General features: G+C 67.5%; 23 protein-coding genes. 10 read left to right on the top strand and 13 right to left on the bottom strand.

Features of this window, described 5'->3' with window-relative positions:
- Positions 1–250: 250 nt before the first annotated feature.
- The gene (locus BM43_RS37405; RefSeq protein WP_052409162.1) at positions 251–1,165 is read left to right on the top strand and encodes a hypothetical protein; all 915 of its coding nucleotides are present in this window, start codon (positions 251–253) and stop codon (positions 1,163–1,165) included.
- 38 nt (positions 1,166–1,203) lie between these two features.
- Here the strand turns inward: BM43_RS37405 and BM43_RS42460 are convergent, their stop codons facing one another.
- From BM43_RS42460 to BM43_RS03030, 6 genes are all read right to left on the bottom strand, one after another.
- Complete coding sequence (locus BM43_RS42460; RefSeq protein WP_255222492.1) at positions 1,204–1,338, bottom strand: hypothetical protein; 135 nt, start codon at positions 1,336–1,338, stop codon at positions 1,204–1,206.
- Positions 1,335–2,276: an alpha/beta hydrolase gene (locus BM43_RS03050; RefSeq protein WP_036053965.1), complete on the bottom strand. Its 942-nt coding sequence runs from the start codon at positions 2,274–2,276 to the stop codon at positions 1,335–1,337. The genes BM43_RS42460 and BM43_RS03050 overlap by 4 nt, the downstream gene beginning before the upstream one ends.
- A 14-nt stretch (positions 2,277–2,290) precedes the next feature.
- Positions 2,291–2,791 (bottom strand): thioesterase family protein, encoded by a 501-nt coding sequence (locus BM43_RS03045; protein ID WP_036053967.1) that lies wholly within the window; start codon positions 2,789–2,791, stop codon positions 2,291–2,293.
- A gap of 2 nt (positions 2,792–2,793) precedes the next feature.
- Positions 2,794–3,759 carry an L-carnitine dehydrogenase gene (locus BM43_RS03040; protein WP_017919155.1) on the bottom strand — a complete coding sequence of 322 codons (966 nt, stop codon included), beginning with the start codon at positions 3,757–3,759 and terminating at the stop codon, positions 2,794–2,796.
- Between the two features lie 68 nt (positions 3,760–3,827).
- A complete protein-coding gene (cdhC, locus tag BM43_RS03035; protein WP_025100823.1) occupies positions 3,828–4,757 on the bottom strand; it encodes a 3-dehydrocarnitine:acetyl-CoA trimethylamine transferase CdhC in 930 nt (309 codons plus the stop codon).
- 71 nt (positions 4,758–4,828) lie between these two features.
- On the bottom strand, positions 4,829–5,779 hold the full coding sequence (locus BM43_RS03030) for a choline ABC transporter substrate-binding protein (protein WP_036053969.1): 951 nt from the start codon (positions 5,777–5,779) through the stop codon (positions 4,829–4,831).
- 334 nt (positions 5,780–6,113) lie between these two features.
- Between BM43_RS03030 and BM43_RS03025 the strand changes: the two genes are divergently transcribed.
- The 3 genes from BM43_RS03025 to BM43_RS03015 all read left to right on the top strand — a co-directional run bounded on the left by BM43_RS03025 (position 6,114) and on the right by BM43_RS03015 (position 11,639).
- Positions 6,114–9,473: a DEAD/DEAH box helicase gene (locus tag BM43_RS03025; RefSeq protein ID WP_036056897.1), complete on the top strand. Its 3,360-nt coding sequence runs from the start codon at positions 6,114–6,116 to the stop codon at positions 9,471–9,473.
- A gap of 128 nt (positions 9,474–9,601) precedes the next feature.
- Positions 9,602–9,892, top strand: a complete 291-nt coding sequence (locus BM43_RS03020; protein WP_013689664.1) for a DUF1330 domain-containing protein — start codon at positions 9,602–9,604, stop codon at positions 9,890–9,892.
- Between the two features lie 265 nt (positions 9,893–10,157).
- Entirely contained in the window at positions 10,158–11,639 is a 1,482-nt protein-coding gene (locus BM43_RS03015; protein WP_017919153.1) for an aminotransferase class V-fold PLP-dependent enzyme, read from the top strand.
- Between the two features lie 203 nt (positions 11,640–11,842).
- Here BM43_RS03015 and BM43_RS03010 read toward each other — a convergent pair whose 3' ends face one another.
- Positions 11,843–12,199 (bottom strand): DUF4148 domain-containing protein, encoded by a 357-nt coding sequence (locus tag BM43_RS03010; RefSeq protein ID WP_036053971.1) that lies wholly within the window; start codon positions 12,197–12,199, stop codon positions 11,843–11,845.
- A gap of 229 nt (positions 12,200–12,428) precedes the next feature.
- Between BM43_RS03010 and BM43_RS03005 the strand changes: the two genes are divergently transcribed.
- Entirely contained in the window at positions 12,429–13,373 is a 945-nt protein-coding gene (locus BM43_RS03005) for a GlxA family transcriptional regulator (RefSeq protein ID WP_017919152.1), read from the top strand.
- A gap of 291 nt (positions 13,374–13,664) precedes the next feature.
- Complete coding sequence (locus BM43_RS03000; protein WP_155296518.1) at positions 13,665–14,573, top strand: hypothetical protein; 909 nt, start codon at positions 13,665–13,667, stop codon at positions 14,571–14,573.
- Positions 14,574–14,710: 137 nt separating this feature from the next.
- On the opposite strand, the gene BM43_RS02995 is transcribed toward BM43_RS03000, so the two are convergent.
- Entirely contained in the window at positions 14,711–15,310 is a 600-nt protein-coding gene (locus tag BM43_RS02995) for a LysE family translocator (protein ID WP_036053978.1), read from the bottom strand.
- 104 nt (positions 15,311–15,414) lie between these two features.
- Here BM43_RS02995 and BM43_RS02990 point away from each other — a divergent pair, with 104 nt between their 5' ends.
- Both BM43_RS02990 and BM43_RS41235 read left to right on the top strand, forming a co-directional pair.
- Positions 15,415–16,281, top strand: a complete 867-nt coding sequence (locus BM43_RS02990) for a LysR substrate-binding domain-containing protein (RefSeq protein WP_036053981.1) — start codon at positions 15,415–15,417, stop codon at positions 16,279–16,281.
- A gap of 80 nt (positions 16,282–16,361) precedes the next feature.
- Positions 16,362–16,517, top strand: a complete 156-nt coding sequence (locus BM43_RS41235) for a hypothetical protein (protein ID WP_155296517.1) — start codon at positions 16,362–16,364, stop codon at positions 16,515–16,517.
- A gap of 78 nt (positions 16,518–16,595) precedes the next feature.
- Here BM43_RS41235 and BM43_RS02985 read toward each other — a convergent pair whose 3' ends face one another.
- From BM43_RS02985 to betC, 4 genes are all read right to left on the bottom strand, one after another.
- Entirely contained in the window at positions 16,596–17,150 is a 555-nt protein-coding gene (locus BM43_RS02985) for a flavodoxin family protein (RefSeq protein WP_017919147.1), read from the bottom strand.
- A gap of 233 nt (positions 17,151–17,383) precedes the next feature.
- Positions 17,384–18,529 carry a porin gene (locus BM43_RS02980; protein ID WP_036053983.1) on the bottom strand — a complete coding sequence of 382 codons (1,146 nt, stop codon included), beginning with the start codon at positions 18,527–18,529 and terminating at the stop codon, positions 17,384–17,386.
- A gap of 263 nt (positions 18,530–18,792) precedes the next feature.
- Positions 18,793–19,788: a choline ABC transporter substrate-binding protein gene (choX, locus tag BM43_RS02975; protein WP_036053985.1), complete on the bottom strand. Its 996-nt coding sequence runs from the start codon at positions 19,786–19,788 to the stop codon at positions 18,793–18,795.
- Between the two features lie 45 nt (positions 19,789–19,833).
- The gene (betC, locus tag BM43_RS02970; RefSeq protein WP_036053986.1) at positions 19,834–21,369 is read right to left on the bottom strand and encodes a choline-sulfatase; all 1,536 of its coding nucleotides are present in this window, start codon (positions 21,367–21,369) and stop codon (positions 19,834–19,836) included.
- A gap of 180 nt (positions 21,370–21,549) precedes the next feature.
- Here betC and BM43_RS02965 point away from each other — a divergent pair, with 180 nt between their 5' ends.
- Positions 21,550–22,488: a choline sulfate utilization transcriptional regulator gene (locus tag BM43_RS02965; RefSeq protein WP_036053987.1), complete on the top strand. Its 939-nt coding sequence runs from the start codon at positions 21,550–21,552 to the stop codon at positions 22,486–22,488.
- Positions 22,489–22,676: 188 nt separating this feature from the next.
- Positions 22,677–23,552: a formyltetrahydrofolate deformylase gene (purU, locus tag BM43_RS02960; protein WP_036053988.1), complete on the top strand. Its 876-nt coding sequence runs from the start codon at positions 22,677–22,679 to the stop codon at positions 23,550–23,552.
- Positions 23,553–23,847: 295 nt separating this feature from the next.
- Here the strand turns inward: purU and BM43_RS02955 are convergent, their stop codons facing one another.
- Positions 23,848–25,155: an MFS transporter gene (locus BM43_RS02955; protein ID WP_036053989.1), complete on the bottom strand. Its 1,308-nt coding sequence runs from the start codon at positions 25,153–25,155 to the stop codon at positions 23,848–23,850.
- Positions 25,156–25,209: the final 54 nt, after the last annotated feature.

Raw genomic sequence — 25,209 nt, 5'->3', positions numbered from 1 at the left:
TACTCGACTCGCAGCTGTTCTCGTGCCAACAGACGGCGTGCACTCCACCTCGGCCCGGCTTCGGTCCGGGGTATTTTTTTGCTTGCACGGCGCGCTCAGGTGCACCGACAAGTCACGCCAGGCACGGCTTTCACCCAAGGTCGAGCGGCCCTGCCGGTTCGCATCAGGGCGGTTTTCTTCGTATAACAAAATGCCTCGCGCGAAGCCCGCCGATAAGCTTGGCCGTTTTTCGAACCGCCGCGGAAGGTCCATGCCCCGTCCCACCCTGTCACTGAACATCCCCACGCCCAACACCAACCAGACCGCCCAAGCCTCGCCGTCGCAAACCGGCCACGCGGCAGCGGCGGCCACGCCATCGCCGAGCAATCGCAGCGCCGGCACGGCGCAGAATTTCCCAGGCATGCCGGGCCAGCGCGCCTCGCGCCCCGGCGGCGGCCTGCGTCGTCCGATGGCGCCGTCGCTGAATCTCGGCGGCCTGGGCATGAGCGGCCATGCGCACGCCTCGCCGAGCTCCCCCGTGATGGGCGCCAACCAGCGCCTTGCCGCGCAGGCTGCGCAGATCAGGCAGCAACTGCATGGCGTCTCGCCGACGGCCATCGCGCCGACCAGCCGGCCGCCCTCGCTCGACGATCTCGGCTCGCCGACCATCGAAACACCCCATCACAGCACCTCGAACCTGGGCAATGACTACTTCATCAATGTCCGCGCCAAGCACGCAGCGCCCAATGCGCCCTTCGACGGCCACAAGGTGCATCTGAGCGTGGACCCGAGACAGTTCGCGCGCGCCTATGCAGCCCTGGCTCCGCTGTTGTTCTCGAGCCAGTCGCCGGTCACGCGCTTCAAGCTGACCGACATGGCGCGCGCGGGCGCGGCCACGCCGAGCCCGGCCAACGATCGCGTGACGCAGGGCGCCCAGTTCACGCTCTACCTCCAGCCGAACCCGGCGACGGGCTCGTACGACGCGCAGCAGATCCATGCGTTGCGTTCGTTCGTCGGGCAATGCGAACATGAATTGAATCGGGCGGGCGTGGGGGCGGGCATGATCCCCGGCTCGGACGTGCCGGTCGGATCGCATGCGAGCTATCGCAACGAGAACTACGAGCGCAGCGGCATGACCATGGAAATGGCGAACGAGCCGATGTGCCAGCTATTGCGGCACGCGTGAGCGAACCGGCCGCCGGTTTCCGGCGCGCCGCCGATCGATCAGCCGGCCACCTCGATGGCGACCGTCCAGCGCAAATGCAGGGCCGCCGCCTCGTCGCGACCGAGCACGAGGAAATCGATCGCGCACTGGCCGCTGCCTGTCTCGAGCACCAACGCGCCATTCGCATGTTTCACATGCGCCGCGCGCACCGCATCACGCCGGCTTCCAGGAATTCGCAGATCGTCACGTGCATCCGGGCCGCGCCCGGGCTGAGGTCGAGCGCGCGCCAGCAGCCGTGCACGAGGCCGGAGCCGAAGTGGAAATGCGCCTCGCCACCAGCCGCGACGATGCGCTCGACGTAGACGCGCGCGTCGTCGCGCAAGGGATCGTGCTCGGCCCCCACCGCCAGCAGCGGCGGCAAGCCCTCGAAGCGGGCCGCGAACAGCGGCACGGTGCCGGCCGGCGGCGCGGCATCGCCCCAATAGAGACGCCGGTACAGGCGCACCTCGTCGAGCGTCAGCATCGGCGCATGCGCCTCGGTTTCGGCGGCGGGCGATTCGGGTTCGAGGCCGAGCATCGGGTAAGCCAGCGCGACGGCCGCGAGCTCGGCGCCGAACCAGGCGGCCACGCTTGCCGCCAGCGTGCCGCCCGCGCTATCGCCGGCAACCGCGACCGGCAACGCCGTCGGCCCGAACGGCAGGCTGCCGTCCAGCGCGGCGCGCGTCACGGCACGCACGTCATCGTGCGCGGCCGGGGCGCGATGCTCGGGTGCCAGCCGGTAATCGACGGCGATCACGTCGAGGCCGGTATCGGCCGCGATCCGTGCCGTGATCGACGCGTGGCTGGCGAGCGAGCCGAGCACGAAACCGCCGCCATGGAAGAACAACACCGTGCCGCGCGGCTGCTCGCGGGCCCGGTAGCGCCGCAAGGCAAGGCGATGTCCCGCCGGCGCGAACATCACGGCATCCTCGGCGACCACGCCGGGCGGCAGCCGGGCCGGCGTCCAGCGCGCGGCGAACGCCTCGTAAGCCTCGCGCAGCGCCTCGATCGACAGCGCGTGCGGATCTCCCCCATCGCCGCCCTCGGCCTCCACGCGCGCGACGAAGGCGGCGATTCCCGCTTCCAGCGCCATCGCCCGTGCCTGGCTCAGCGCGCGGAACGCGCCGGCGGCAAGCCGATCACGCGCCCCGCATAAGCGGGCGCCGGCAGCCCCTGCTGCCGCGCCACCATCCCGGCCAGCCGCTCGGCCACGTCGGCATCGAAGGGCGCGGCCTTCGGGCCGCTGGTGTCGATGTGCATCAGCATCTGCTCGCTGGCCGACACGGGCCCCGCCACGCCTTCGGCGAACATCTCCAGGTACAGATGGATGCGCTTCGCGTCGACCTCCAGCACGCACGCGTCGACATGCACCGCCGTGCCGAGCCTGATCTCGTGCAGGTAGTTCAGGTGCGCCTCGAGCGTGTAGATCGAGCGCTGGCGCGCGCGGCGCGTGGCGTCGTCGAGGCCGATCCGCTCGATCAGCGCATCGCTCGCGTAGCTGAAGATCAGCAGGTAGAACGCATCGCGCAGGTGCCCGTTGTAGTCGACCCATTCCTCGCGCACCTGGTCGCGATACACGGTGAGGCTGCTAGCCGTTGCCGTCGTCATGCTCAGTCCTCGTAGCGCATGCCGTGGCGCGCCTTGACGCGCGAGATCGCCTCGATCACCTCGGTGATGCACTCGTCGCGATAGCGTTCCAGCGCCTTGATGCTGCGCTCGCCCTGCTGCTCGGCCGTGCCTTCCACCACGCGGTCGATCAGCTCGTCGGTCAGCGTGGGCGCCACCAGCTTGGTCCAGGGCAGCTCCAGCGCCGGACCGAACTGCTTCATGAAGTGGCGCATGCCGGCATCGCCGCCCGCCAGCGTGTAGGTCAGGAAGGTGCCCATGAAGGACCAGCGGATGCCGGCGCCGAAGCGGATCGCGTCGTCGATCTCGCCGGTGGTCGCCACGCCCTCGTTGACGAGGTGCAGCGCCTCGCGCCAGAGCGCCTCCAGCAGCCGATCGGCGATGAAGCCCGGCACTTCCTTGCGCACCCGCAGCGGACGCATGCCGAGCGCGGCATAAATGCCGATGGCCGCCTCGACGGCCTCGGCCGAGGTGCGCTCGCCGCCCAGCACCTCGACCAGCGGCAGCAGATAAACGGGATTGAACGGGTGGCCGACCAGGCAGCGCTCGGGATGCGTGGCGCGTGCGTAGAAATCGGTGGGCAGCAGGCCCGAGGTGGACGAGGCGATGATTGCGCCCGGCTTGGCCGCGCGGCTCACCTGCTCGTGCAATTCGAGCTTCAGCGCCTCGCGCTCGGGCGCGCTTTCCTGGATGAAATCGGCATCGGCCACGCAGGCCTCGATGGTCGCGACGAAGCGCAGCCGCTCGGGCGAGGCGCCCGGCTTCAGCCCGACGCGCTCCAGCGCGGGCCAGGCATTGGCGATGTTCGCGCGCAGTTGCTGCTCGGCGCCCGGCGCCGGGTCCCAGACGACCACGTCGAGCCCGTGAGCGAGCGCGCGCGCCACCCAGCCGCTGCCGATCACGCCGGTGCCGATCGCGGCGAAGGTCTTGATATCGGTGATCACAGTCATGTCGAATCCTTGGCTTTCCTGAATGTCTGGCGGCGCGGCGCCTGGTGCGCGCGCCGCCGCTCGTGATGTCACGCGAATTCGGCGATCGCGCGGCGCTCCAGCAGGCGCTGGCCGCGCGGCGGCAGGCCCAGCTTGGCACGGCCCTCGGCTGGCGTCAGCACGCGGGCGCCGAGGCGCTCGATGATCTCCCGCGCGCGCTGCACCAGCGAGCCGTTCGAGGCCGGCACGCCGCGATCCAGCCAGATGTTGTCCTCCAGGCCCACGCGCACGTGGCCGCCCAGCAGCATCGCCTGCGCCACCATCGGCATCTGCATGCGGCCGATGCCGAAGCCGGCCCAGTGCGCGCCGGGCGGCAGGTTGTCGACCATCGCCTTCATGGTGCCGGTATCGGCCGGCGCGCCCCAGGGAATCCCCATGCAGAGCTGGAACAGCGGCGGATCGTCGAGCAGGCCTTCCTTGAGCAGCTGCTTGGCGAACCACAGATGGCCGGTATCGAAGATCTCCAGCTCGGGCTTCACGCCGAGCTGCTGGATGCGCTTCGCGCCGGCGCGCAGCTGGGCGGGCGTGGACACGTAGATATAGTCGCCGTCGCCGAAGTTGAGCGTGCCGCAGTCGAGCGTGCAGATCTCGGGCAGCAGCTCCTCGACGTGCGCCAGGCGCGTGAGCCCGCCCACCAGGTCGGTACCCTGGCCGAAGCGCATCGGCTCCTCGCCGGCGCCGATCTCCAGGTCGCCGCCCATGCCGGCTGTCAGGTTGATGATGACGTCCACGTCGGCCGAGCGGATCCGGTCCACCACCTCGCGGTACAGGCTCGGGTCGCGGCTGCCGCGCCCGGTTCGCGGGTCGCGCACATGGCAGTGCGCGACCGTCGCGCCGGCGCGGGCCGCCTCGATCGCCGCCTCGGCGATCTGCTTGGGCGTGACGGGGATCGCCGGGTGCTTGCCGACCGTGTCGCCGGCGCCCGTCACGGCGCAGGTGATGATCACTTCATGGTTCATTGCGATTGCCTCGTTGCTTGCATGGACGCCCTCGCGTCCGGTTGATCGATGTCGCGTGCCGGGCGGCGGCCTTACATGCCCAGCGCCGCCTTGACGGTGGCCACGCCGTCCTTGCCGTCGAAGCTCTTCACGCCGGACAGCCAGCCGTCGAGCACCTGCGGGTGCTTGCGGATGTAGTCCTTGGCGGCGTCGGCCGGGCGGGTCTTGTTCACCACGGCCAGCATCAGCTGGTTCTCCATCTCGGTGGTGAAGCGCAGGTTCGAGACCAGCTTGCCGGCGTTCGGGCAGCGCTCGGCGAAGCCGTTCGCGGTCAGCGTGTAGACGCGCGCCTCGCCGTAGTTCGGCCCGAACGAGGCGTCGCCGCCCGACAGGTAGTTCATCTGCAGCTGGATGTTCATCGGGTGCGGTTCCCAGCCGAGGAACACCACCCACTTCTTGTCGCGCACCGCGCGCTCGACCGTCACCAGCATGCCGGCCTCGCTCGACTCCACCAGCTTGAAGCCGCCCAGGCCGTATTGATTGGTGTCGATCATCTTCTGGATGGTCGCGTTCGCGCTGCTGCCGGGCTCGATGCCGTAGATCTTGCCGTCGAGCTCGGCGCGATGCTTGGCGATGTCGTCGAAGGTCTTCAGGCCGGCCTGGTATTCATGGGCCGGCACCGCCAGGGTGGCCTTGGCGCCCGACAGGTTGGGCGGCTCCAGCACGGTGATCGACTTCGAATCGAGGAAAGGCTGCAATTGCTTCTGCTGCACCGGCCACCAGTAGCCGAGCGAGACGTCGATCTGCTTGGCCTTCAGGCCGGCGAACGAGATCGGCACCGAGGAGATGGTGGTGGTCGGCTTGTAGCCGAGCGAGTCGAACAACATCGAGGCCAGGGCCGTGGTGGAGGTGATGTCGGTCCAGCCGATATCGGAGAAACGCACCGTGCGGCAGGCGGCGGCATCCTGGGCAAACGACGGCAACGGCAAGGCGGATGCCGCGGCCAAGGCCACGACCAGCGCGAGGGTCTTGCACGACTTCATGTTGGCTCCCTGTTCGGCGGTTGTCTCGCAGGCGGATGATGGGGACGACGAGGCCTGCACCGTGGAAGCAAAATAACGGGCCATATTCGGCCCGAGGCGACCGCCGGCGACGTTTTGTTGACTGCCAGCGACCTTGGGGGGAAACCATGAGACCGGGGCCCGCGGCTTGGAGGGCGGGGGTTCGGGGCAAATCGCGGGCGCGGCGCGATTGTCCCGATGCGGCACGACGGCCGGCGCCGGGATGATCCAGCCCAAGCCGGCCGGCCCGCGCCGGCGTCGAAGCAAGGCGGCGCACGTAGAATACCTACCGCGCCGCTGCCCGCCCCCCTTCGACATGCCCTTTTCCTATACCCGCAAACAGATCACCAACTGGCTGGGTCCCGCCACGATGGCCAAGGCCCGCAGCTATGAGAACGCCGTCTCGGACCTGCAGTGGCGGGAGGATCGCGGCACGCTGAGCGCCAAGGTGCAAGGCACCCACTCGCGTCCCTACGAGGTGAGCATCAGCTTGCGCGAGGGCGACGAGGCGGGGGACACCTGGATCGACAACGAATGCACCTGCCCGGTCGGCTATCTGTGCAAGCACGTGGCGGCGGTGCTGGTGGCCGGTCTCGATCAACAGCCGCCCCCCACGGCCACGGGCGTGCGTCCCGAACTGCTGACCTGGCTGGAAGGCTTTCGCACGGCCCGCGTGGCGTCCAAGGGGCGCGGCAGCAAGCCGGCGGCGGCCAGGGCCACGCAGGGGCTGGCCTATGTGATCGCCGGCACCTACCAGGGCAAGCCGGAAATCTTTCTCTACAAGGCGCGCATCGGCGCCGACGGCGCGATCCGCTCGTTCGGCGAGCCCTGGCGCAACCTGGAAAACGCGCTGGTCCAGCCGCCGAAGTTCGTCGTGGAGGACGACCTGGCGATCCTGCGCGGCTTGTGGCTGGAGCGCAGCCGCTCCTACATCGGCGGCTTCCGGCTGAATGGCAGCGGCGGCGCCGCCATCATGGACAAGATGATCGCCACCGGCCGCGCCTTCGTCTCGTCCACGGCGCAGTTCGCCTCGTCGAGCGAGCCGCGCGCCCTGCAACTCGCTGCGGCTCGCCCGGGCCGGATCCACTGGCATACGCTGTCGGACACGCGGATCCAGCCGATCCTGCAGACCGAGCCGCCCGCCGCCCTGCTGCTGACCACCACCGAGCCCTGCTGGTACCTCGACGCGCAAACCGGCGAGGCCGGCCCGATCGAACTGCCCTGGCCGGCCGACGAACTCGCGGAATTCCTGGCCATGCCGCCTGTCACGCTCGACGAGGCCGTGCTGGTGGGCAAGGTGATGCAGGAAGTGGCGCCCGACTTTCCCCCGCCGCCCGCGCCCGTCTCGGCCAGCGTGCAGGTGATCGACACCGAGCCGCTGCCGCGGCTGTCGCTCGACACGCTGCCGATGTGGACCTTCGGCCGTTCCTCCCCCAACACGCAGAACGCCCTGGATTTCGCCACCGTCAGCTTCGAGTACGACGGCCACGCGCTGGCCGCGCAAGGCAATACCACCCTGGTGCGCACCGCGAATGGCGAGGTGGTACAGGTGCGCCGCCGGCTCGAGGCCGAGCAGAAGCGCCTGGCGGAACTGCACCGGCTCGGGCTTGGCAAGATGCCCTCGAAGCTGGTGCATGGGCCCAAACCGTTCCCCGACGGCATGCTCACGCCGCGTTATCCCGACGACTGGCCCGACTTCGTCAGGAACCTCGTGCCGGCCTTGCGCCGCGACGGCTGGCAGGTGGTGATGAGCGACGCGTTCCGCCACAACGTGGCCGAGGTCGAATCGATCGACGGCGTGCTCAAGCAGGCCGGCGAAGGCTGGTTCGAGCTGGAGATGGGCATCAGCGTCAACGACCGGATCGTGCGCCTGGAGCCGCTGCTGGCCGAGCTGTTCCGGCGCGACACGCGCTGGCTGTCAGGTCGGCTCGACGCGATCGACGACGACGAGATCATCGAGCTGCTGACCGACCGGCGCGAACGGCTGCACCTGCGCGCCGCCCGCCTCAAGCCGGTGGTGCGCGTGCTGATCGACCTGTTCGACACGATCGGCGCCGGCAGCCTGCGCCTGTCGGCCTGGGACGCGGCCCGGATCGAGGCGCTGAACCAGACGGGCCGCTGGCAATTCCGAGGCGACGCCTCGGTCCGGCAGCTCGCGCAACGGCTGGCGAGCGGCCAGGGCGTCGACGAGGCGCCGGTGCCGCGCGGGCTGCGGGCCGAATTGCGCGCCTACCAGCGCCACGGCCTGAACTGGATGCAGTTCCTGCGCGAGCAGAACCTGGCGGGCGTGCTGGCCGACGACATGGGGCTCGGCAAGACCGTGCAGACGCTGGCCCACATCCTCGCCGAGAAGGAAGCCGGGCGGCTCGACCGGCCGGCCCTGGTGGTCGCGCCCACCACGCTGATGCACAACTGGCGCGAGGAGGCGCGACGCTTCGCGCCGGACCTGCGCGTGCTCGACCTGCATGGGCCGCAGCGGCGCGAGCGCTTCGACGAGATCCCCCGGCACGACCTGGTGCTGAGCACCTACGCCCTGCTCTGGCGCGACCAGGCGGCGCTCGCCGAGCACGACTACCACCTGCTGATCCTCGACGAGGCTCAGTACGTCAAGAACGCCGCCACCAAGGCGGCCGCCACCATCCGCGAGCTGCGCGCGCGGCATCGGCTGTGCCTGACCGGCACGCCGCTCGAAAACCACCTGGGCGAACTCTGGGCCCAGTTCGATTTCCTGCTGCCCGGCTTCCTCGGCACGCAGCGCGATTTCTCGCGGCGCTGGCGCACGCCGATCGAGAAGCACGGCGACACGGTCCGGCGCGAGCTGTTGGCGCGGCGGATTCGCCCCTTCATGCTGCGCCGTCGCAAGGACGAGGTCGCCACCGAGCTGCCGCCCAAGACCACCATCCTGCGCAGCGTCGAACTCGACGGCGCCCAGCGCGACCTCTACGAAACCGTGCGTGCCGCGGTGCACGAGAAGATGCGCAAGGCCGTCGCCGAGAAGGGGCTGGCGCGCAGCCATATCGTGGTGCTCGAGGCGCTGCTCAAGCTGCGCCAGGTGTGCTGCGATCCGCGCCTGGTCAAGCTCGAACGGGCCGCGCGCGTCGAGGAATCCGCCAAGCTGGCGCTGCTCATGGAGATGCTGCCGGAACTGATCGAGGAAGGGCGCCGCGTGCTGCTGTTCTCGCAGTTCACGGGCATGCTCGAGCTGATCGCCGAGGCGCTCGACGCCGCCGGCATCGCCCACGTGATGCTGACCGGCGACACCACCGACCGCGTCACGCCCGTGCAGCGCTTCCAGCAAGGCGAGGTGCCGCTGTTCCTGATCAGCCTGAAGGCCGGCGGCGTGGGCCTGAACCTGACGGCCGCCGATACCGTGATCCACTACGACCCGTGGTGGAACCCTTCCGTCGAGAACCAGGCGACCGACCGCGCGCATCGGCTCGGCCAGGACAAGCCGGTGTTCGTCTACAAGCTGATCGTGGCCGGCAGCGTGGAGGAGAAGATCCTGGTGCTGCAGGAGCAGAAGGCGGCGCTGGCCAGCGCGATCCTGTCGGAGGATGCCGCCGGCGCCGTCAAGTTCTCGGCCGACGACCTCGATGCCCTGTTCGAGCCGATCCCGGCCACGCCCGCCTCGGCGGCGCCGCGCCGGCGCGGCAGGAAGGAACCCGCCGCCGGCTGATGGCTCGGGCGACCGATCGGCGGGATAGGCCGCGCGCCGACTTCCGTCCCCGAATTCCCGTAATATCGCGCTGGAAGAATGCCTCGCGCGAGCGCATTCGCCTATCGCCCCTCCCGGAGACAACATCCATGGCAAAAGCATACTGGCTCAGCATCTACCGCAATATCTCCGATCCCGACAAGATGGCGGCCTACGCCAAGCTGGCCGCGCCGGCCGTGACCGAAGCCGGCGGCCGCTACCTGGTGCGCAACACGCCGGCCGAAGTGTTCGAATCGGGCCTGCAGCAGCGCGCGGTGGTGATCGAGTTCGACAGCCTCGAAGCCGCGCTGGCCGCGCGCAACAGCCCGGCCTACCAGGCAGCGCTGAAGGAGCTCGGCGACGGCGCCGAGCGCGATTTCCGCGTGGTCGAAGGCGTCTGAGGCCTTGACACGGCAGGCTCCGGCGCCCGCCGGGGCCTGGCGGTCCAGGCGCCTGCTTGCGCGTCTCTTTCACCCATCTTCCGTTGCACCCGCCTCGGCAAGTCGTTCTCGCCAACCCGCTCCTCGCCACACGATTTCCGTCCCGACGCTAAGCAAATAGAAAAATCTTCTATGCAAACGCGGAATCGCGGCTGAATTTGGAGCCTTTTTCTTGATGGCTCCCCGTATCATTTCCGCATTCCCTGGCGGCAATGAACGAACGACCATGAGCGAGAACCTCCACCTCCACTACCTCGACTACGCAGCGACCACCCCGGTGGATCCGCGCGTGATCGCCTCGATGGCCGAGTGCCTCGGCGCCGACGGCATCTTCGGCAATCCGGCCTCGAGTTCGCATCTGGCGGGCCGGCTGGCGCGCGAGAAGGTGGAACAGGCTCGCGCGCAGGTGGCCGCGCTGATCGGCGCCGACGCCGACGAGATCGTCTGGACCTCGGGCGCCACCGAATCGAACAATCTCGCGCTGAAGGGTTATGCCGACAAGGCCGGCGAGCGGCGCCACCTGATCACCAGCCGCATCGAGCACAAGGCCATCCTCGACACCATGGCCAGCCTCGCGAAGCACGGCTTCGTGGTGAGCTACCTGGCGCCCGCGCCCAATGGCGAGATCAGCGCCGAGGCGGTGGCCGAGGCCATCGCCCCCGATACGGGCCTGGTTTCGCTGATGCTGGTCAACAACGAGATCGGCACGCTCAGCGACATCGCCGCGATCGCGCGCGTGGTTCATGCGGCCGGCGCCCTGCTCCATGTCGATGCGGCGCAGGCGCTCGGCAAGACCGCGATCGACGTGCGCGCGCTCGGCATCGACATGCTGTCGATGTCGGCGCACAAGGTGTATGGCCCGAAGGGGATCGGCGCGCTGTATGTGCGGCGCGAGATCGCCGAGCGGATCGCCCCGCAGATGCACGGCGGCGGACACGAGCGCGGGCTGCGCTCGGGCACCCTGGCCACGCACCAGATCGTCGGCATGGGCACCGCCTGCGAAGTGGCGGCCGCCGCGCTGGAAAGCGATACGGCGCGCATCGCCACCTTGAGCGAGGGCTTGCGCGATGCGATCCTCGCGATCGGCGATGTCACGCAGAACGCGCGCGAGGCGCGCCGCATTCCGCATACGCTGAGCCTGACCGTCAACGCGCCGGGCTTCCAGCCCTTCATGCTCGGCGAGGCGCTGGCCGTGTCGTCCACCTCGGCCTGCAATTCGGCCGCCGGCACGCCCTCGCATGTGCTCACCGCGATCGGCCTCGATGCGCAGGCGGCGGCACGCACCGTGCGCATCAGCGTCGGGCGCTTCACCACGGAGCAGGACATCGAGTTCGCGATCGCCCGTTTTCGCGAGGCGATCGAGCGATGTCGCGAGGCGGCCGAGCGTGGGTTTACCGCTTCCGGGCAGATTCAGCCGGAGGACTTGAAGGCGATCCGCAATGCGGGCTTCCGCTCGGTGATCTGCAATCGGCCCGACGGCGAGAGCGCGGATCAGCCGGATTTCGCGGAGATCGAAAAGGCGGCGCGCGAGTCGGGAATCGAGGCGCGCTACCTGCCGGTGGCTGCCGGGCAGCCGATCGGCGATGAGCAAGCCGAAGCATTCGGCGCGCTGCTCGATGAGTTGCCGAAGCCCGTATTGGCCTATTGCCGCAGCGGGCGCCGGGCGAGCCTGCTGAGGGAGCGGCTGGCGGCGCTGCGGCCGGCTTGAAACGGACTTTCATCCTTCGTCTTGCAGGCGCCACCGTTCGCCATCGCCCCGCGCGGGCAATCATGATTTCGTCGCACGTCTTGCATCTTTCGCCGGTTGGGAACGGGGAAGCCAGCCGATACCGCCTGCAGCCCGTTTCCATCCCGAGATAAAGAACTGATCGGGGCCGGCACCGATCGTGTGCGTGCCGGCCACGGCCACGCTCATTGACCGAAATAGACGGGTTTCATGCCGTCGTTTTCGAGCGTGACATGATGATGGCGCGTGCCCGAGGCCGAAGCGCCGCCGACGCTGCCGCCATAACCCTGTTCGTCGCTGACCGTGCGCACGGCCACTTGCTGCTGCCCCACGCGCTGCTCGGCTGCCTGCAGTTGTGCCGGGTACGTGGTGTCCTCGCCGCGCGCCGAGTTGTATCCGGCGGCTTGCAGTTGCACGAGCTCGGCTCGCACCTGTGCACGCGTCAACTGGCTGGTCTGCGCCTGGGCGGCACCAGCGGCGAACGTGAGGACAACGGCGGCCGCGGTGGCGGCGACGATACGATTGACGAGAAGCGTCTTCATGATGGACTCCAGTGATATGTTGGTTGCGTTCGCAACGTTATCGACCCATGTCGTTTCGCTGCGGGTTCGTGATCTCCTTGTCGATCACGTGTATCCACTGTAGTGCCGCGACGCTTTTCGATGAATGTCCGCGCGGCTCAACAAACTGCTCGTTCGTCTCAAGTGCCGGCCCGGGTCCGCCAGCCTCTATAATCAAGCGCGCCCCGCCCTCACCTCACCCGCTCGCCCCATGCCGGAAACCCTCCACTTCCTGCTGCTCCCCGGCTTTTCCGCGCTTGGCTGCATGTCGGCGATCGAGCCGCTGCGGGTGGCGAACCGCTTTCGGCCCGATCTGTACCGCTGGCAACTGCTGAGCATGGACGGCGCGCCGGTGCTGGCCAGCAACGGCGTGGCGCTGAACGCCGACGCGGCCTTCGGCGAGGTGGAGCGCGCCGATACGGTGTTCGTGATCGCCGGCTTCGAGCCGCTGGCGCGCTACACGCGCACGCTGGGCGACTGGCTGCGGCGCCAGCACCTGGGCGGCGCCACCATCGGCGGGATCGATACGGGCAGTTTCGTGCTGGCCGAGGCTGGGCTGTTCGACCCCTCGCATACGCTGACGCTGCACTGGGAAGCGCTGGCCGCGTTTCGCGAACGTTACCCGCGCCTGAACGCGACGCAGGAACTGTTCGAGACCGGCGAGCGCCGCATCACCTGCGCGGGAGGCACCGCCTCGATCGACATGATGCTGGAGCTGATCGGCCGCCGGCACGGCGCCGACCTGGCCGCGACCATCTCCGAGCAGTTCGTGGTGGGCCGGATCCGCCAGCATTCGGACCGGCAGCGGCTGGAGATCGCGGCGCGCTACGGCGTGCACAACCGCAAGCTGATCCAGGTGATCGGCGCGATGGAGCGGCACACCGAGACGCCGCTGTCGTCGGATGCGCTGGCGCAGGATGTCGGCATCACGCGGCGCCAGCTCGAGCGCCTGTTCAGCTCGATCCTCAACGACACGCCCACGCGCTTCTACATGCAGCTGCGGCTGGACCGCGCCCGCGAGCTGCTGCAGCAGACCGACATGACGATCACGGCGATCTGCGTGGCTTGCGGCTTCGAATCGCCCTCGCACTTCTCGCGCAGCTACCGGGCGCGCTTCGGCGCGAGTCCGCGCAACGACCGGCAGACGCAGCGCTGAGGGCTCGCGCGCTGCGCAAGCCCGAGACTTCACGGCAAGCCGGAAGCCGCCGATGGACATCAGCCTGCGCGCCAGGCAGGGAATCCGCTGAGCAATCGTGAGATTCCTGCGAAGCCCCGTCGCGCGGAGCGCAATTCAATAATTCGACGCCATTGCTGAATTTATCTCAGTCAAACTGAGAATCCGAACACAGGATGACGACTACATTGTGATGGACGCTCATGCCCGCCGGCGTGATGCAGGCAAGGACTTGCCCCACCAGCCCAGTCGACACTCCGTTGAGAAACAGCGATGAAACTTTCCACACCACCGATCAACCATGCCACGCCGGCAGCCGGCCAGGATTCCGTGCAGTCGCCGAGGCAGGCGCCCGGCTCCCGGACGCTGCCGACGGAAACACGATCGCGAATGGTCGGTGCCCTGCAGAACCTGCCGAAGCGGCCGACGGCGAACCGCTCGGCCGAATCCCATCCGCAGGCCGGCTCGGCGACGAGCGGGCATGCGTCGGCGTACTCGATGGACATGCCCGAGCAAGCCGAGGCCTATCAGAACATTTCGGTATCCGGTGAATTCGAGCACGACGCAAACCGGTACAGCAATGCGCTCCTGATGTACTGCGAAGCCGACAGCCGCGTGCATACCCCGTTGGTCGAGACGATCCAGCAACACGGTCAGGACATCGAGCTGGCATTTTCCACCTCGAGTCGCATGCCGGCCAGCAGAGCGGGCAACACCGGAGCCTCGGTGAACGGCGTGGGCGTCCATACCGATCCGACGGCGCTCGCGCGGCATATCGCAGCCGGACATCCGCTTTCGCTCTCCGTGGAGGTGAACGAGAACCACGTGCTCACCCAGAACAGCGGCTATGGCGCGCATGTCATCGATCATGAAATGTCCTTGCACGTGGCCCCCATCGTCGACGTCTTCCTGGAAGCCAAGACCATGGCCGCGCAGGCAAGCGAGAGCGAGGTGGCCGAGTTCATCCGTCACGAGCAGGCCGACGGCGGACGATTGAACGCGGACACGCATCATCGCAGCCTGGCCGAGGTCCGGCCCGATCGCCTTCCGGATGCGCATACCCGGCGACTGGTCGAAACGCACGTCGAGCTGATGTCGGGCGCGGATGACGACACCGTGAGAAGCCAGATCGGGAACGCGATGCGGGCGGACGTCACGGTCCATCAGCGCAACAACGACTGATTCGGCGCCGATGGACATCCGGGACGGCCGACATGGCCAGGCGCCCCGGGATGCGCGGGGAACCGGCGTCGACGATTCGTCAGCGAGGCGCGGCGCCCGCCTGGCCGGGGACCTCGACGCGCCGCCCGAAGCGGCCTCTAGGCAAGCCAGATCGCAACGATCGAGATCACCAGCAGCAAGGCCAACACCCGGTTGAGCATGCGCCATTGGGCGTCGGTGCGCAGCAGGCGGGCCAGGAACAGCCCCGCGAGACACCAGACCGAGAGCGACAGCATGGCCGCGACGCCGAACGACGCCCCGAGCAGGCCGGCCAGTTGGAGCGGCCCCGGGGCGAGCGCGGCAAACGATGCGGCGGCACCCAGCGTCATCGTCCATCCCTTCGGGTTGTGCCAGAGCATCCACAGGCCTCCGACAAAACCAGCCGGCTCGTTCAGACGCGCCGCGACGTGCGGCGGCCCGCTGCGCCCGATGCGCCATGCGAGCCACAGCAGATACAGCGAGCCCAGTGCCTTCATGCCGAGTTGAAGGCCCGGCAGCGCGAGCACCACGCCGCCGAGCCCCGCCGCCGTCGACGCGGCCATCGATGCCAGACCGGCGGCGATCCCCACCATGTAGGGCAAGGAGCGCCGATAACCGAAATGCGCGCCCGAGGCAGTGGCCAGGGTGGTCGCGCCACCTGGCGTGATCGTGGAGACCAGGACGAAAACCAACAGCGGCAGATAGTCGTGCAGGGGCACATGCCCTCCCGGCGAGTCGATCGGAGAACCCCGTTTTACCCGCGCGCGATGCATTAAGATAGCAAAACTTCTTGATCCATTCCATTAGCATTGGTAATGCAGAAATGGCCCGAAATCTCGACATCACCCTGCTCCGCGCCTTTGTCACCGTCGCCGAACACGGCAGCATGACGGCTGCCGGCAACGCGCTGCATCTCACTCAAGGCGCGGTCAGCCAGCAGATCTCGCGGCTCGAGGCGCTGGCCGGGCCCCTGTTCGTCCGCGATCGCCACGACCTGCGGCCGACGGCGGCAGGCGAGCGCCTGCTCGGCTCGACCCGGCGCTTCCTCGACATGCACGACGCCTTGCGAACCGAGATGACGGCCGGCGCGATAGACGGGGCGATACGCCTGGGCGCGCCGCAAGACCTGGTGGGAACCTGCCTGGCGCCGATCCTGAAAGGCTTCACGCAGAACCACCCCCAGGTCGAGCTCACGCTCGTGTGCGAGGCATCGCCGGAACTGCTGAAAACGCTGAAGCGCGGCGCGATCGACATCGCGCTGACGGAAGAGCCGCCGGGCAAATCCCGTGGTGAGTGCGTGGCCGTGGACCGGCTCGTCTGGGTCGGCGCAAGAGGCGGCACCGCCCATGGGAAGCGGCCCCTGCCGCTCTCGATGGTGGCCGAGACCTGCGCGTTCCGGCCCGTCGTGCTCGATGCGCTGCGCCGGCACGACATGCCATGGCGCGCCATGTTCGAAAACGGCAGCATCGATGCGACCGTCGCCATGTTACGTGCCGATCTCGCGGTGACGGCGCGCCTGGCGTCCACCGTGCCGGGCGAACTCGGCATCCTGCCTGCCGAATGCGGGCTTCCCGCGCTGCCCGATTTTTCGATCAACCTTCATGTACAGAAAGGACCAGGCGCCCCCGCCGCCGTGGAGTTGGTCCGCCACCTCAGGGAAGGGCTCGCGCGATATCGCGGCTCGACGTGATGGGAAACGCCCGGGACATGATAAGGACACCATCCGGTCCCGCCGCTGCACAGCGGCCCTCCACGCTTCACCGAGCGTCGATGACCGACGTCGAGCGGCAAGGCGATGTCCTCGGCATTCGGCGGCGCGCCGGAAGATGCCGACGCCTCGGGCGACCAGGCGATGCCACGCATCTGATCACGATCCGCAGCCACGATCAGTGCAACAGCACCATCGACGCGATGGCCGATCGCTAGTCGGTGCGGTGCGCGTCCTGCGCGCCGCGCGGCAGGGCCGCCGGCGCGGGATCAGGCCGGCGGGCGCCGGCCCGGCAATCAGCTCTGGAGCCGCTGGGCGACGGCCGCCACGCGGGCGGCATAGGCCTTCACCGTGTCCAGGTCGCCGCCCAGCATCTCCTCGACGCCCGCATCGGCGGGCGACTGCAGCAGCGCGCCGACCGAACCGCCGAGATTATTGACGTCGTCGCGGGTCGCGGCCTTGGTATTGGCGGGCGGGACACCCAGGCTGACCCAGATACCGCCGTGCTGGGAAGCGAGCGTCTGCAGATAGATCAAAGTGACCTGCTTGTCGCCGTTCAAGCTGGCGCTGTTGGTGAAACCGCCGAAGACCTTGTCCTGCCAGGCGCGCGAGAACCACTTCTTGGAACTGGCGTCTGCGAACTTCTTGAACTGCCAGGCGGGGCCGCCCATGTAGGTCGGCGTGCCGAAGATGATGGCCTGGGCGGCATCGAGCTGCTCCCAGGCTGCTTCCGGCAGATTGCCCTCGGCATCGATCTCGATCAGTTCGGCGCCCGCGCCTTGCGCCGCCACTTCGGCGGCCCGCCTGGTATGACCATATCCGGAAAAATAAACAACGATAGTCTTTGCCATGATGCTTCCTCGGGATGGGGGGAATGTCCGGGACTACCGCGTGATGTTATCGTTTTTTGAGTCCGCGCCGGCAACGGCTTGGCCAATCGATGGCAGACTAGCCATCGAATTCCCCGGGCGTCGATGCCTCGGCGGCAATCGCCGGGGCACCGCCCCTCGATCGATCCCGAGCCCGATCGCAAGCGCCCGGCGCCGCGTCGCGGCGCCGGGCGAATCGAGCCATCATCAACGCATCAGAACGAATGGCGCATGCCGATCCGCACGTCCGCCTGCGTCTGCGTGGTCGACGGCGTGAAGCTGTAGCCGATCACGGCATCCACGCCATTCGAGGCGCGCAGGTAGTCGCCGGAGATATACACGTCGGTGCGCTTGGACAGCAGGTAATGCACGCCGGCCGAACCCTGGTTCCAGTGATGGCCCTCGAAGCGCGTGTGCTGGTAGCCGCCGATCAGGCTCAGCGCCGGCGTGAACTGGTACGTCGCGCCGCCTTCATACACCTGCATGTGCGAGCTCTGGCCGAAACCCTTGATCGTCGTGTAGGTGAAGTTGCCGATCAGCGAAAGCTTGCCGATCGCGTAGCTCGCGCCCACGCCGAAGGTGCCCTGCTTGTCGATGTTCATCGGCGTGCTGGAGAACAGGTCCGTCACCGCGCCCGTGGCCGGATCGACGCTGACGGTCGGCTGGCCGAGGAAGGTCTTGGTGCCGATCATCGCGTAGGGATCGAAGGCGTAGATGCCGTTCGGGTTGTTCAGCTGCGTATAGGCGGCACCGGCCGAGAAATCGCCGTTCGCGTAGCTCGCGCCCAGGCTGTAGGCGCTGTTGCGGTGGAAATTGCCGGCCACGTTGCCGAACGAGTACATGCCGCCGAACTTGAAGCCCGCGAAGGTGTTCGACAGGAACTTCACCGAGTTCGGCAGGCGGTCGCCGTTGAAGCGGTCGAAGTCGCCCTGGTGGATCGCGTAGCCGCTGGCCCAGGCCGAGACGTTGGTCAGGTAGACCATCTCCTCGGTCATGTCGAGTTGGTCGCCGAAGGACAGCGTGCCCCAGTCGTTCTGCAGTCCGACATAAGCCTGGCGGCCGAACAGCGCGCCGCCGAAATTGAGCTGCCCGTTGCCGAGCCGGAAGCCGCTTTCCAGGGCAAACACCGCCTTCAGGCCGCCGCCGAGGTCTTCGGTGCCCTTGAAGCCGATCCGGTTGCCGTAGGACACGCCGTCGTCGAACTTGAACACATGCGCGCCGCTGGAATTGTTCACATAGGTAATACCGGCGTCGATGATGCCGTAGAGCGTGACGCTGCTCTGCGCGTGACTCGTCGACGACACGCCCGCCATGGCCAGCGCGGCGGCGCCGGCTGCGGCAACTTTCATTCTTTTTTTCATCGTGGCAACCCCAAACCTGCATCCCTGTTGGAAGAATGACCCACGCGCGGCGCGGGTCCGAAGCCTTGCTTGAAACCGGTGACGCTGGCGTGGCCGGCAAAGCCGAATCGCGAACCGGACACGTGAGGAAAAAAATACAAACCCAATTTATGGGTCACCCGTCTGCGAACGACAACAAATGGTCTGTATGCGACCGACCCGTGAAAGCCCTGAGGCGGGTTCGCGCTGCCACCGCCGCGAACCTCGCGCGGGTTACCGGCGCTTCAGTGCAGGCCAAGCGCCGTCCTGGCGGCCGGCAGCGCGGGCGCGCCGCTGGCGGTGGTGACGCCCGCCAGCCAGGCGTCGAGCAGGTCGGGATGGGCGTGCAGGGCGCGTTTCGCGGCATCGGCGGGCGAGAGCTTGTCGACCAGCATCGAGGCGATCATGGCGTTCTCGACGTCCACGCTGAAGCTCACCTGCCGGAACAGCTTGCCGAGGTTCGGGCACTGGTTCGCGTAGCCGCTGCGCGCCACCGTGTTGACGGTCGCGCCGCCGTAGTCGGGGCCGAAGTAGGCATCGCCGCCCGACAGGTAGACGGGATGGAACTTGGTGTTCATCAGGTGCGGCTCCCAGGCCAGGAACACGATCCACTGGTGATCGCGTTCGGCGCGCTCGACCTGGGTCAGCATGCCGGTCTCGCTCGATTCCACCAGGCTCCAGTTGCCCGCGCCGAGCGCCTTGTCGGCGATCATCCGCTTGATGTTCTGGTTGGCCGGCGCGCCCGGCTCGATGCCGTAGATGCGATTGCCGAAGCGGTCGGCGTATTTGGCGAGATCGGCGAAGCTGTGCACGCCGGCGGCCGCCACGTAGTCGGGCACGGCCAGCGTGAACTTCGCGTGCGTCAGGTTCGGGTGCAGCACCTCGATCGACTTCTCCTCGACGAAGGGTTTGACCAGCGGCCCCTGCGCCGGCATCCAGTTGCCGAGGAACACGTCGATCTGCCCTTTCTTGAGGCCCTGGAAGGTGATCGGCACCGACAGGTTCGAGACGCGCTGGCGATAGCCGAGGGCATCCAGCACCACGCCCGTCATCGCATTGGTGGCGTCGATATCGGTCCAACCCGGCGCGGCCATCCGCACCTCGGTGCAGGCCGCGGGCTCGGCCGCCCGTGCCACGGCGCCCGGCAGGACGACGGCCAGCAAGGCCGACAGCGCGGCCGTCGCGAAGGTGCTGCGCCGCGGCGCGCGAGCCGCCCCGGCAGATCGATTGAAGCGTGTCATCGTGGGTTTTCCTTATGGAATGGAGGGATGGCCGGCGCCCGGTATTCAGCCCTGCACGCGCGGATAGCGCGCCATCGCCTCGAGCGTGTCGAGTTCGATGTGGTTGCGCATGTAGCGCTGGCTCGCGTCCTGGAACGGCTGCCAGTCCCAGGAGGCGATGCGCCCCTGCGTAGTGGCCGCGAAATGGAAGCGGCGGCGGCGCTGGCTGGCCAGCACCTGGGCGTGGATCGCGTCCAGGTCCCAGCGCTTGGCCACTTCGGCGCGGAACGCGGCGACCAGCTCGGCCAGCGCCGGATCGTCGGCGAGGTTGTGCAACTCGCGCGGATCGTCGCGCAGGTTGTAGAGCTGGTCCGGATCCACCGGCGTGTGGATGAACTTCCACTCGCCGCGCCGGATCATCACGATCGGCGCGATCGCGCCTTCGGCCAGGTACTCGCCGATCGCCTCGTCGTGGCCGGCGCCGCCCGTCAGATGCGGCAGCAGGCTGCGTCCGTCGATGCTATCCGGCCATTCCGCCGGCGCGCCGCCGGTGGCGAACTCCACCAGGGTGGGCAGCAGGTCCAGGTGCGAGACCGAGGCCGCCACGCGGCCCGGCGCGAAGCGCTTGGGCGCGTTGACGATCAGCGGCACGCGGCAGCCGCCCTCGAAGAAGGTCATCTTGTACCAGAGGCCGCGCTCGCCGAGCATGTCGCCGTGGTCGGCCGTCACGATCACGATCGTATCGTCGGCGAACCCGCAGGCTTCCAGCGCGTTCATCACCGCGCCGAACTGCGCGTCGACATAGGAGCTCGAGCCGTAATACGCATGGCGCGCCGCCCTCACCTGCGCCTCGCCGGGCGGCGTGCGGTCGATCTCGCTGACCGCGCGCAGCCGCTTCGAATGCGGGTCGCTCTCGTCGTAGCCGAGCGTGACGGCCGGCATCGGCACGTCCTCGTCCTGGTAGAGGTCCCAATACTCGCGCGTGATCGCGTAGGGATCGTGCGGGTGCGTGAGCGACATCACCAGGCAGAACGGCCGCGTGTCCTGCCCCGCCGATTTCTCGCGGGCCAGGTCGTAGAGCTTCTGGCGGGTGGCGAAGGTCACCTCGTCGTCGAAATCGAGCTGGTTGGTTCGCACGCAGGGGCCCGCGTCGAGCACCGAGCCCATGTTGTGGTACCAGCTGGGCCGCGCCTCGGGCTGGCTCCAGTCGGGCACCCAGCCGAAATCGGCCGGGTAGATGTCGGTGGTGAGCCGCTCCTCGAAGCCGTGCAACTGGTCAGGCCCGCAGAAGTGCATCTTGCCGGCCAGTGCCGTGCGATAGCCGGCCGCGCGCAGGTAATGCGCGAAGGTGAGCGTCTGGGCCGGCAGCTCGGCTGCGTTGTCGTAGGCGCCGATCGCGGCCGGCAGCTTGCCCGACATGAAGGAAAAGCGCGAGGGCGCACACAGGGGGCTGGCGCAATAGGCCGATTCGAACACCACCCCGCCGGCGGCCAGGCGGTCGATGGTGGGCGTGATCGCGCCGCGATGTCCGTAGGCGGACAAGGCGAACGGGGTCAGTTGATCAGCCATCAAGATAAGGATATTCGGCTTCGTGTTAAGCATCGCGAATTGACTGAATTAGAATCGACGGGATCGCGGCGCTGCCGGCCGCGCCGGGTTTTCGGCGCGGCCGGCAGCGCCGCGGCAGGCTTCACTGTCGCCGGCTGGAATCGCGCGGGGAAGTGGTCGTTTGCTTATGGGCCATCAGAGGTGCTTATGAGAAGTCCCGATCGGTTACCGCCGATGCAGGCGCTGTCCGCCTTCGAATCGGCGGCGCGCCTGGCCAGCTTCACGGCCGCCGCGCGCGAGCTGGGCTCGACACAGCCGGCCGTCAGCCAGCGCGTGGTGCAGCTCGAGGAAGCGCTCGGCGCGCCGCTGTTCGAGCGCGGCCACCGCGGCGTGACCCTGACCGAGGACGGCGCGCGCCTGTTCGAGGCGGTGCGCCAGAGCCTGGACACGCTGCGCTGCGCCACCGCCGACATCCGCGAGCGCCGTGCCCGTGGCGCCCTCACCCTGGTGACCGACGTGGGTTTCGCGACCTACTGGCTGATGCCGCGACTGGCGCAACTGAAGGCCGAGATGCCCGACGTGGACGTGCGCGTGGTGACGGCCCAGCACGCCGACCTGCAACGCGACCACGCCGACGTGGCGATCCTGTTCGGCGACGGCGACTGGCCGGCCTGCACCTCCACGCGCCTGTTCGAGGAAGCCGTCACCCCCGTGTGCTCGCCGGCCTTCCTGGCCGCGCATCGACGCAAGCTGAAGGGGCCGGCCGACCTGCTGGCGCTGCCGCTGCTGCACGTGCAGCCGACCAAGCCGGAACGCTGGCTGGACTGGCACGGCTGGTTCGCCGCCCACCAGCTCACCGCCCCGCCCGAGCCGCATGGGCTGACATTCAATAGTTATGCGCTGGTGGTGCATGCCGCCCTGATGAACCAGGGCGTGGCGCTGGGGTGGTCGCCGCTGGTGGACGAGCTGGTTGCGAGTGGCCAGTTGGTGCGCTGCGTGGAGGAGACGGCGGTGACCGAGCGCGGGTATTTCCTGGTGCGGCCGCCATCGCGGCCCGAGGCGCCGGCGGTGGGCCGGTTCCGGCGCTGGCTGTTCGACCGCTGCCGCGAGCCGGCCGGCGCCGGGCGCGCCGTGGCGGCGGCGCCGGTTCGTGCCGCCGTGAGCGGGCGCTGAGGGGCTGGACGGCTGATCATGGCTCGGCGCTGTCGGTTGGGTGCCGGCGCCGCCCCGGTTTGGCGTTCCGATACCAGCGGCACGGCGTTTCGATTCTATCCACCCGGATTACGGACTGGTTTACTGGAGCCCTGCCGCGAGAAGCGGCCGCGTGTGGCGCGCCGCGCCGCCGGTGATCCGAGGAAAGCATGTCCGGCTCCGTTCGCAACTCCCGATTCCTGTTGACGCTCTCCTGCCCCAGCGCGGCCGGCCAGGTGGCCGCCGTGGTGGGCGTGCTCGATAGCCACCGCTGTTATGTCGACGAACTGACCGTGTTCGACGACGACCTGAGCGGGCGCTTTTTCGTGCGCTGCGTGTTCCATGCCTCCGATGCGGCCGATACGCCCGATATCGACGCGCTGCGGGCCGAGTTCGCGCCGATCGCCGAGCGCTTCCAGATGCAGTGGGCGATTCATGATGCCGATGCGCGGCCGAAGGTGATGATCCTGGTTTCCAAGCTCGAGCATTGCCTGGCGGATCTGCTGTTCCGCTGGAAGATGGGCGAGCTGAAGATGGATATCGTGGGGATTGCCTCGAATCACGCGGATCTGGAGCCGCTGGCGGTGCAGCATGGCTTGCCGTTTCGGCATTTTCCGATCACCGCGGAGACGAAGGCCCAGCAGGAGGCGCAGTGGCTGGATATGTTCGAGTCCAGTGGGGCCGAGTTGGTGATCCTCGCGAGGTATATGCAGGTACTGTCGCCGGAAACCAGCGCGAAGCTGGCGAATCGGGCGATCAATATTCACCACTCGTTCTTGCCGGGGTTCAAGGGGGCGAAGCCTTATCACCAGGCGCATGCGCGTGGGGTGAAGCTGATCGGGGCAACGGCTCACTTCGTTACCGATGACCTGGATGAAGGGCCCATCATCGAGCAGGTGGTCGAGCGGGTCGATCACTCGTATCGGCCGGAACAACTGCTGATGGTTGGACGGGATATGGAATCGATCACGCTGGCTCGCGCGGTGAAGGCGTTCATCGAGCGGCGGGTGTTTCTCAATGGCGATCGGACGGTGGTGTTTGGCTGAGTTTGATGTGCCTCGGTGGGCGGGAACGCGCGCCGGGTAGGTGTTTCCTTTAGTCTCTGACTTTGACAGCCCCTGCGCAGGAATGTGTGGGGGCTTTTTTTGTGGGGGGGCCAAGGGAATCAGGCTGTGGTTTCGAGGGGATAACTACACTGGCGCACGCGGCTCGGGCCGTTGCTTGACGACCCCGCCACTCGAGCCGCAGACGTGAACGGATGGGCCGGCCTGGCTTTTGACTCACGGGGCATAAGGTTCATGCACGTGACTCCTGCAACATGACGCTGCCGAGGCGCTATCGTCAGTTCTTGTGGCTGCTGAATCGGCGCCCTTGGTCGAATATCGTGGCGACGGCCACCATCAATCCCGAACAGGCCAGAATCATCACGACGCTGCCAGTGGCATGCGTTGTCGATTGCGCGACCATGGACAACGCCCACAACGGAGCCACCCCACCCGCGACCGCCGTACCGATTTCGCGCGCCGACCCCACCCCCGTCGACCGGCTCTGTACTGGAAACTGGCGGCTCAGGAAAGAACCTTGCGGCGCGAACATCATCGGTGCCAGCATGCCGGTCCCGACAACCATCGCGAAGTAAATCGACATATTGGCGCCCGTGCCCAGCAACAAGAGGAATGGGTAGGCAAAAAGAGCAGACAGGATGCCGCCAACCATCAATACCGTCTTGCTGCTGAATTTATCGCACATCCAGCCGAAGAGCGGCACCGTCACAATGGCGACCAGACTGGCCAACGTCACCGACAGCGACGTGACGCTGGCCGATACGCCTTTGATTTGCGTGAGATAAGCCAGGGAAAACGTTTTGAAGATGTAGCTCAGGGCGTTATATCCGACCGCGACGAAGAAGACCACACCCAATCCTTTCGACTGAGAGGCCAGGAGATCTCGAATCGAATTGTCCTCGTGACGGCTCTTTTCGAAGGACGTGTATTCCGGCGTTTCGGGCAGGCTCCTTCGCACCCACATCCCGATCGATACCAGGAAGAAACTCAGAACGAAAGGAATGCGCCATCCTCCTGCCAGCAGGAATCGATCGCCGCTCACCGTCAGCAGATAGACGGTCAGCGACGAAAGCAATAGTCCCAGGTTCAAGCCCAGCGCTGGCCATGATCCCTGTCGGCCTTTGCGGTCTTCCGCGGCATGTTCGTATGAAGTCACCGCGGCGCCGGCAAGCTCGGCCCCTGCGCCCAAGCCCTGAATGATGCGAATCAGTACCAGAAGCGACGGCGCCCAGACACCAATGGCAGCATAAGTCGGGATCAGGCCGATCGCTGTCGTGCACGATCCCATCAGGCAAAAAGTGACGAACAGCATTTTCTTGCGACCGTATTTGTCACCGAAGTAACCGAAGAAAATACCGCCGATCGGCCTGGCGACGAAGCCGATCGCAAAAGTCGCAAAAGCCTGCAGGGTGGCGTTGGTTGAGTTGGCGGTGTCGAAAAAGACTTTGCTGAAGACAATCGACGCCATGGTGGCGTATAGATAAAAGTCGTACCACTCGAGCATGGACCCCACGATCGTGGCTGCGGCGACTTTCCTCAGTCGCCGCTTGCTGTCAGCGAGTGTTTCAATCTGCAAAGCGTTCATTTCGTCTCCTGACTGATCTGTACTTTTATAGCGATCGGCAGATCGCATTTTTCT

Origin of the sequence: Burkholderia gladioli, assembly GCF_000959725.1 — a bacterium.
In the GTDB taxonomy this organism is placed as follows: Bacteria; Pseudomonadota; Gammaproteobacteria; order Burkholderiales; family Burkholderiaceae; genus Burkholderia; species Burkholderia gladioli.
The sequence above is the reverse complement of the archived record's forward strand: the minus strand, read 5'-3'. Positions and strand labels throughout refer to the sequence as shown.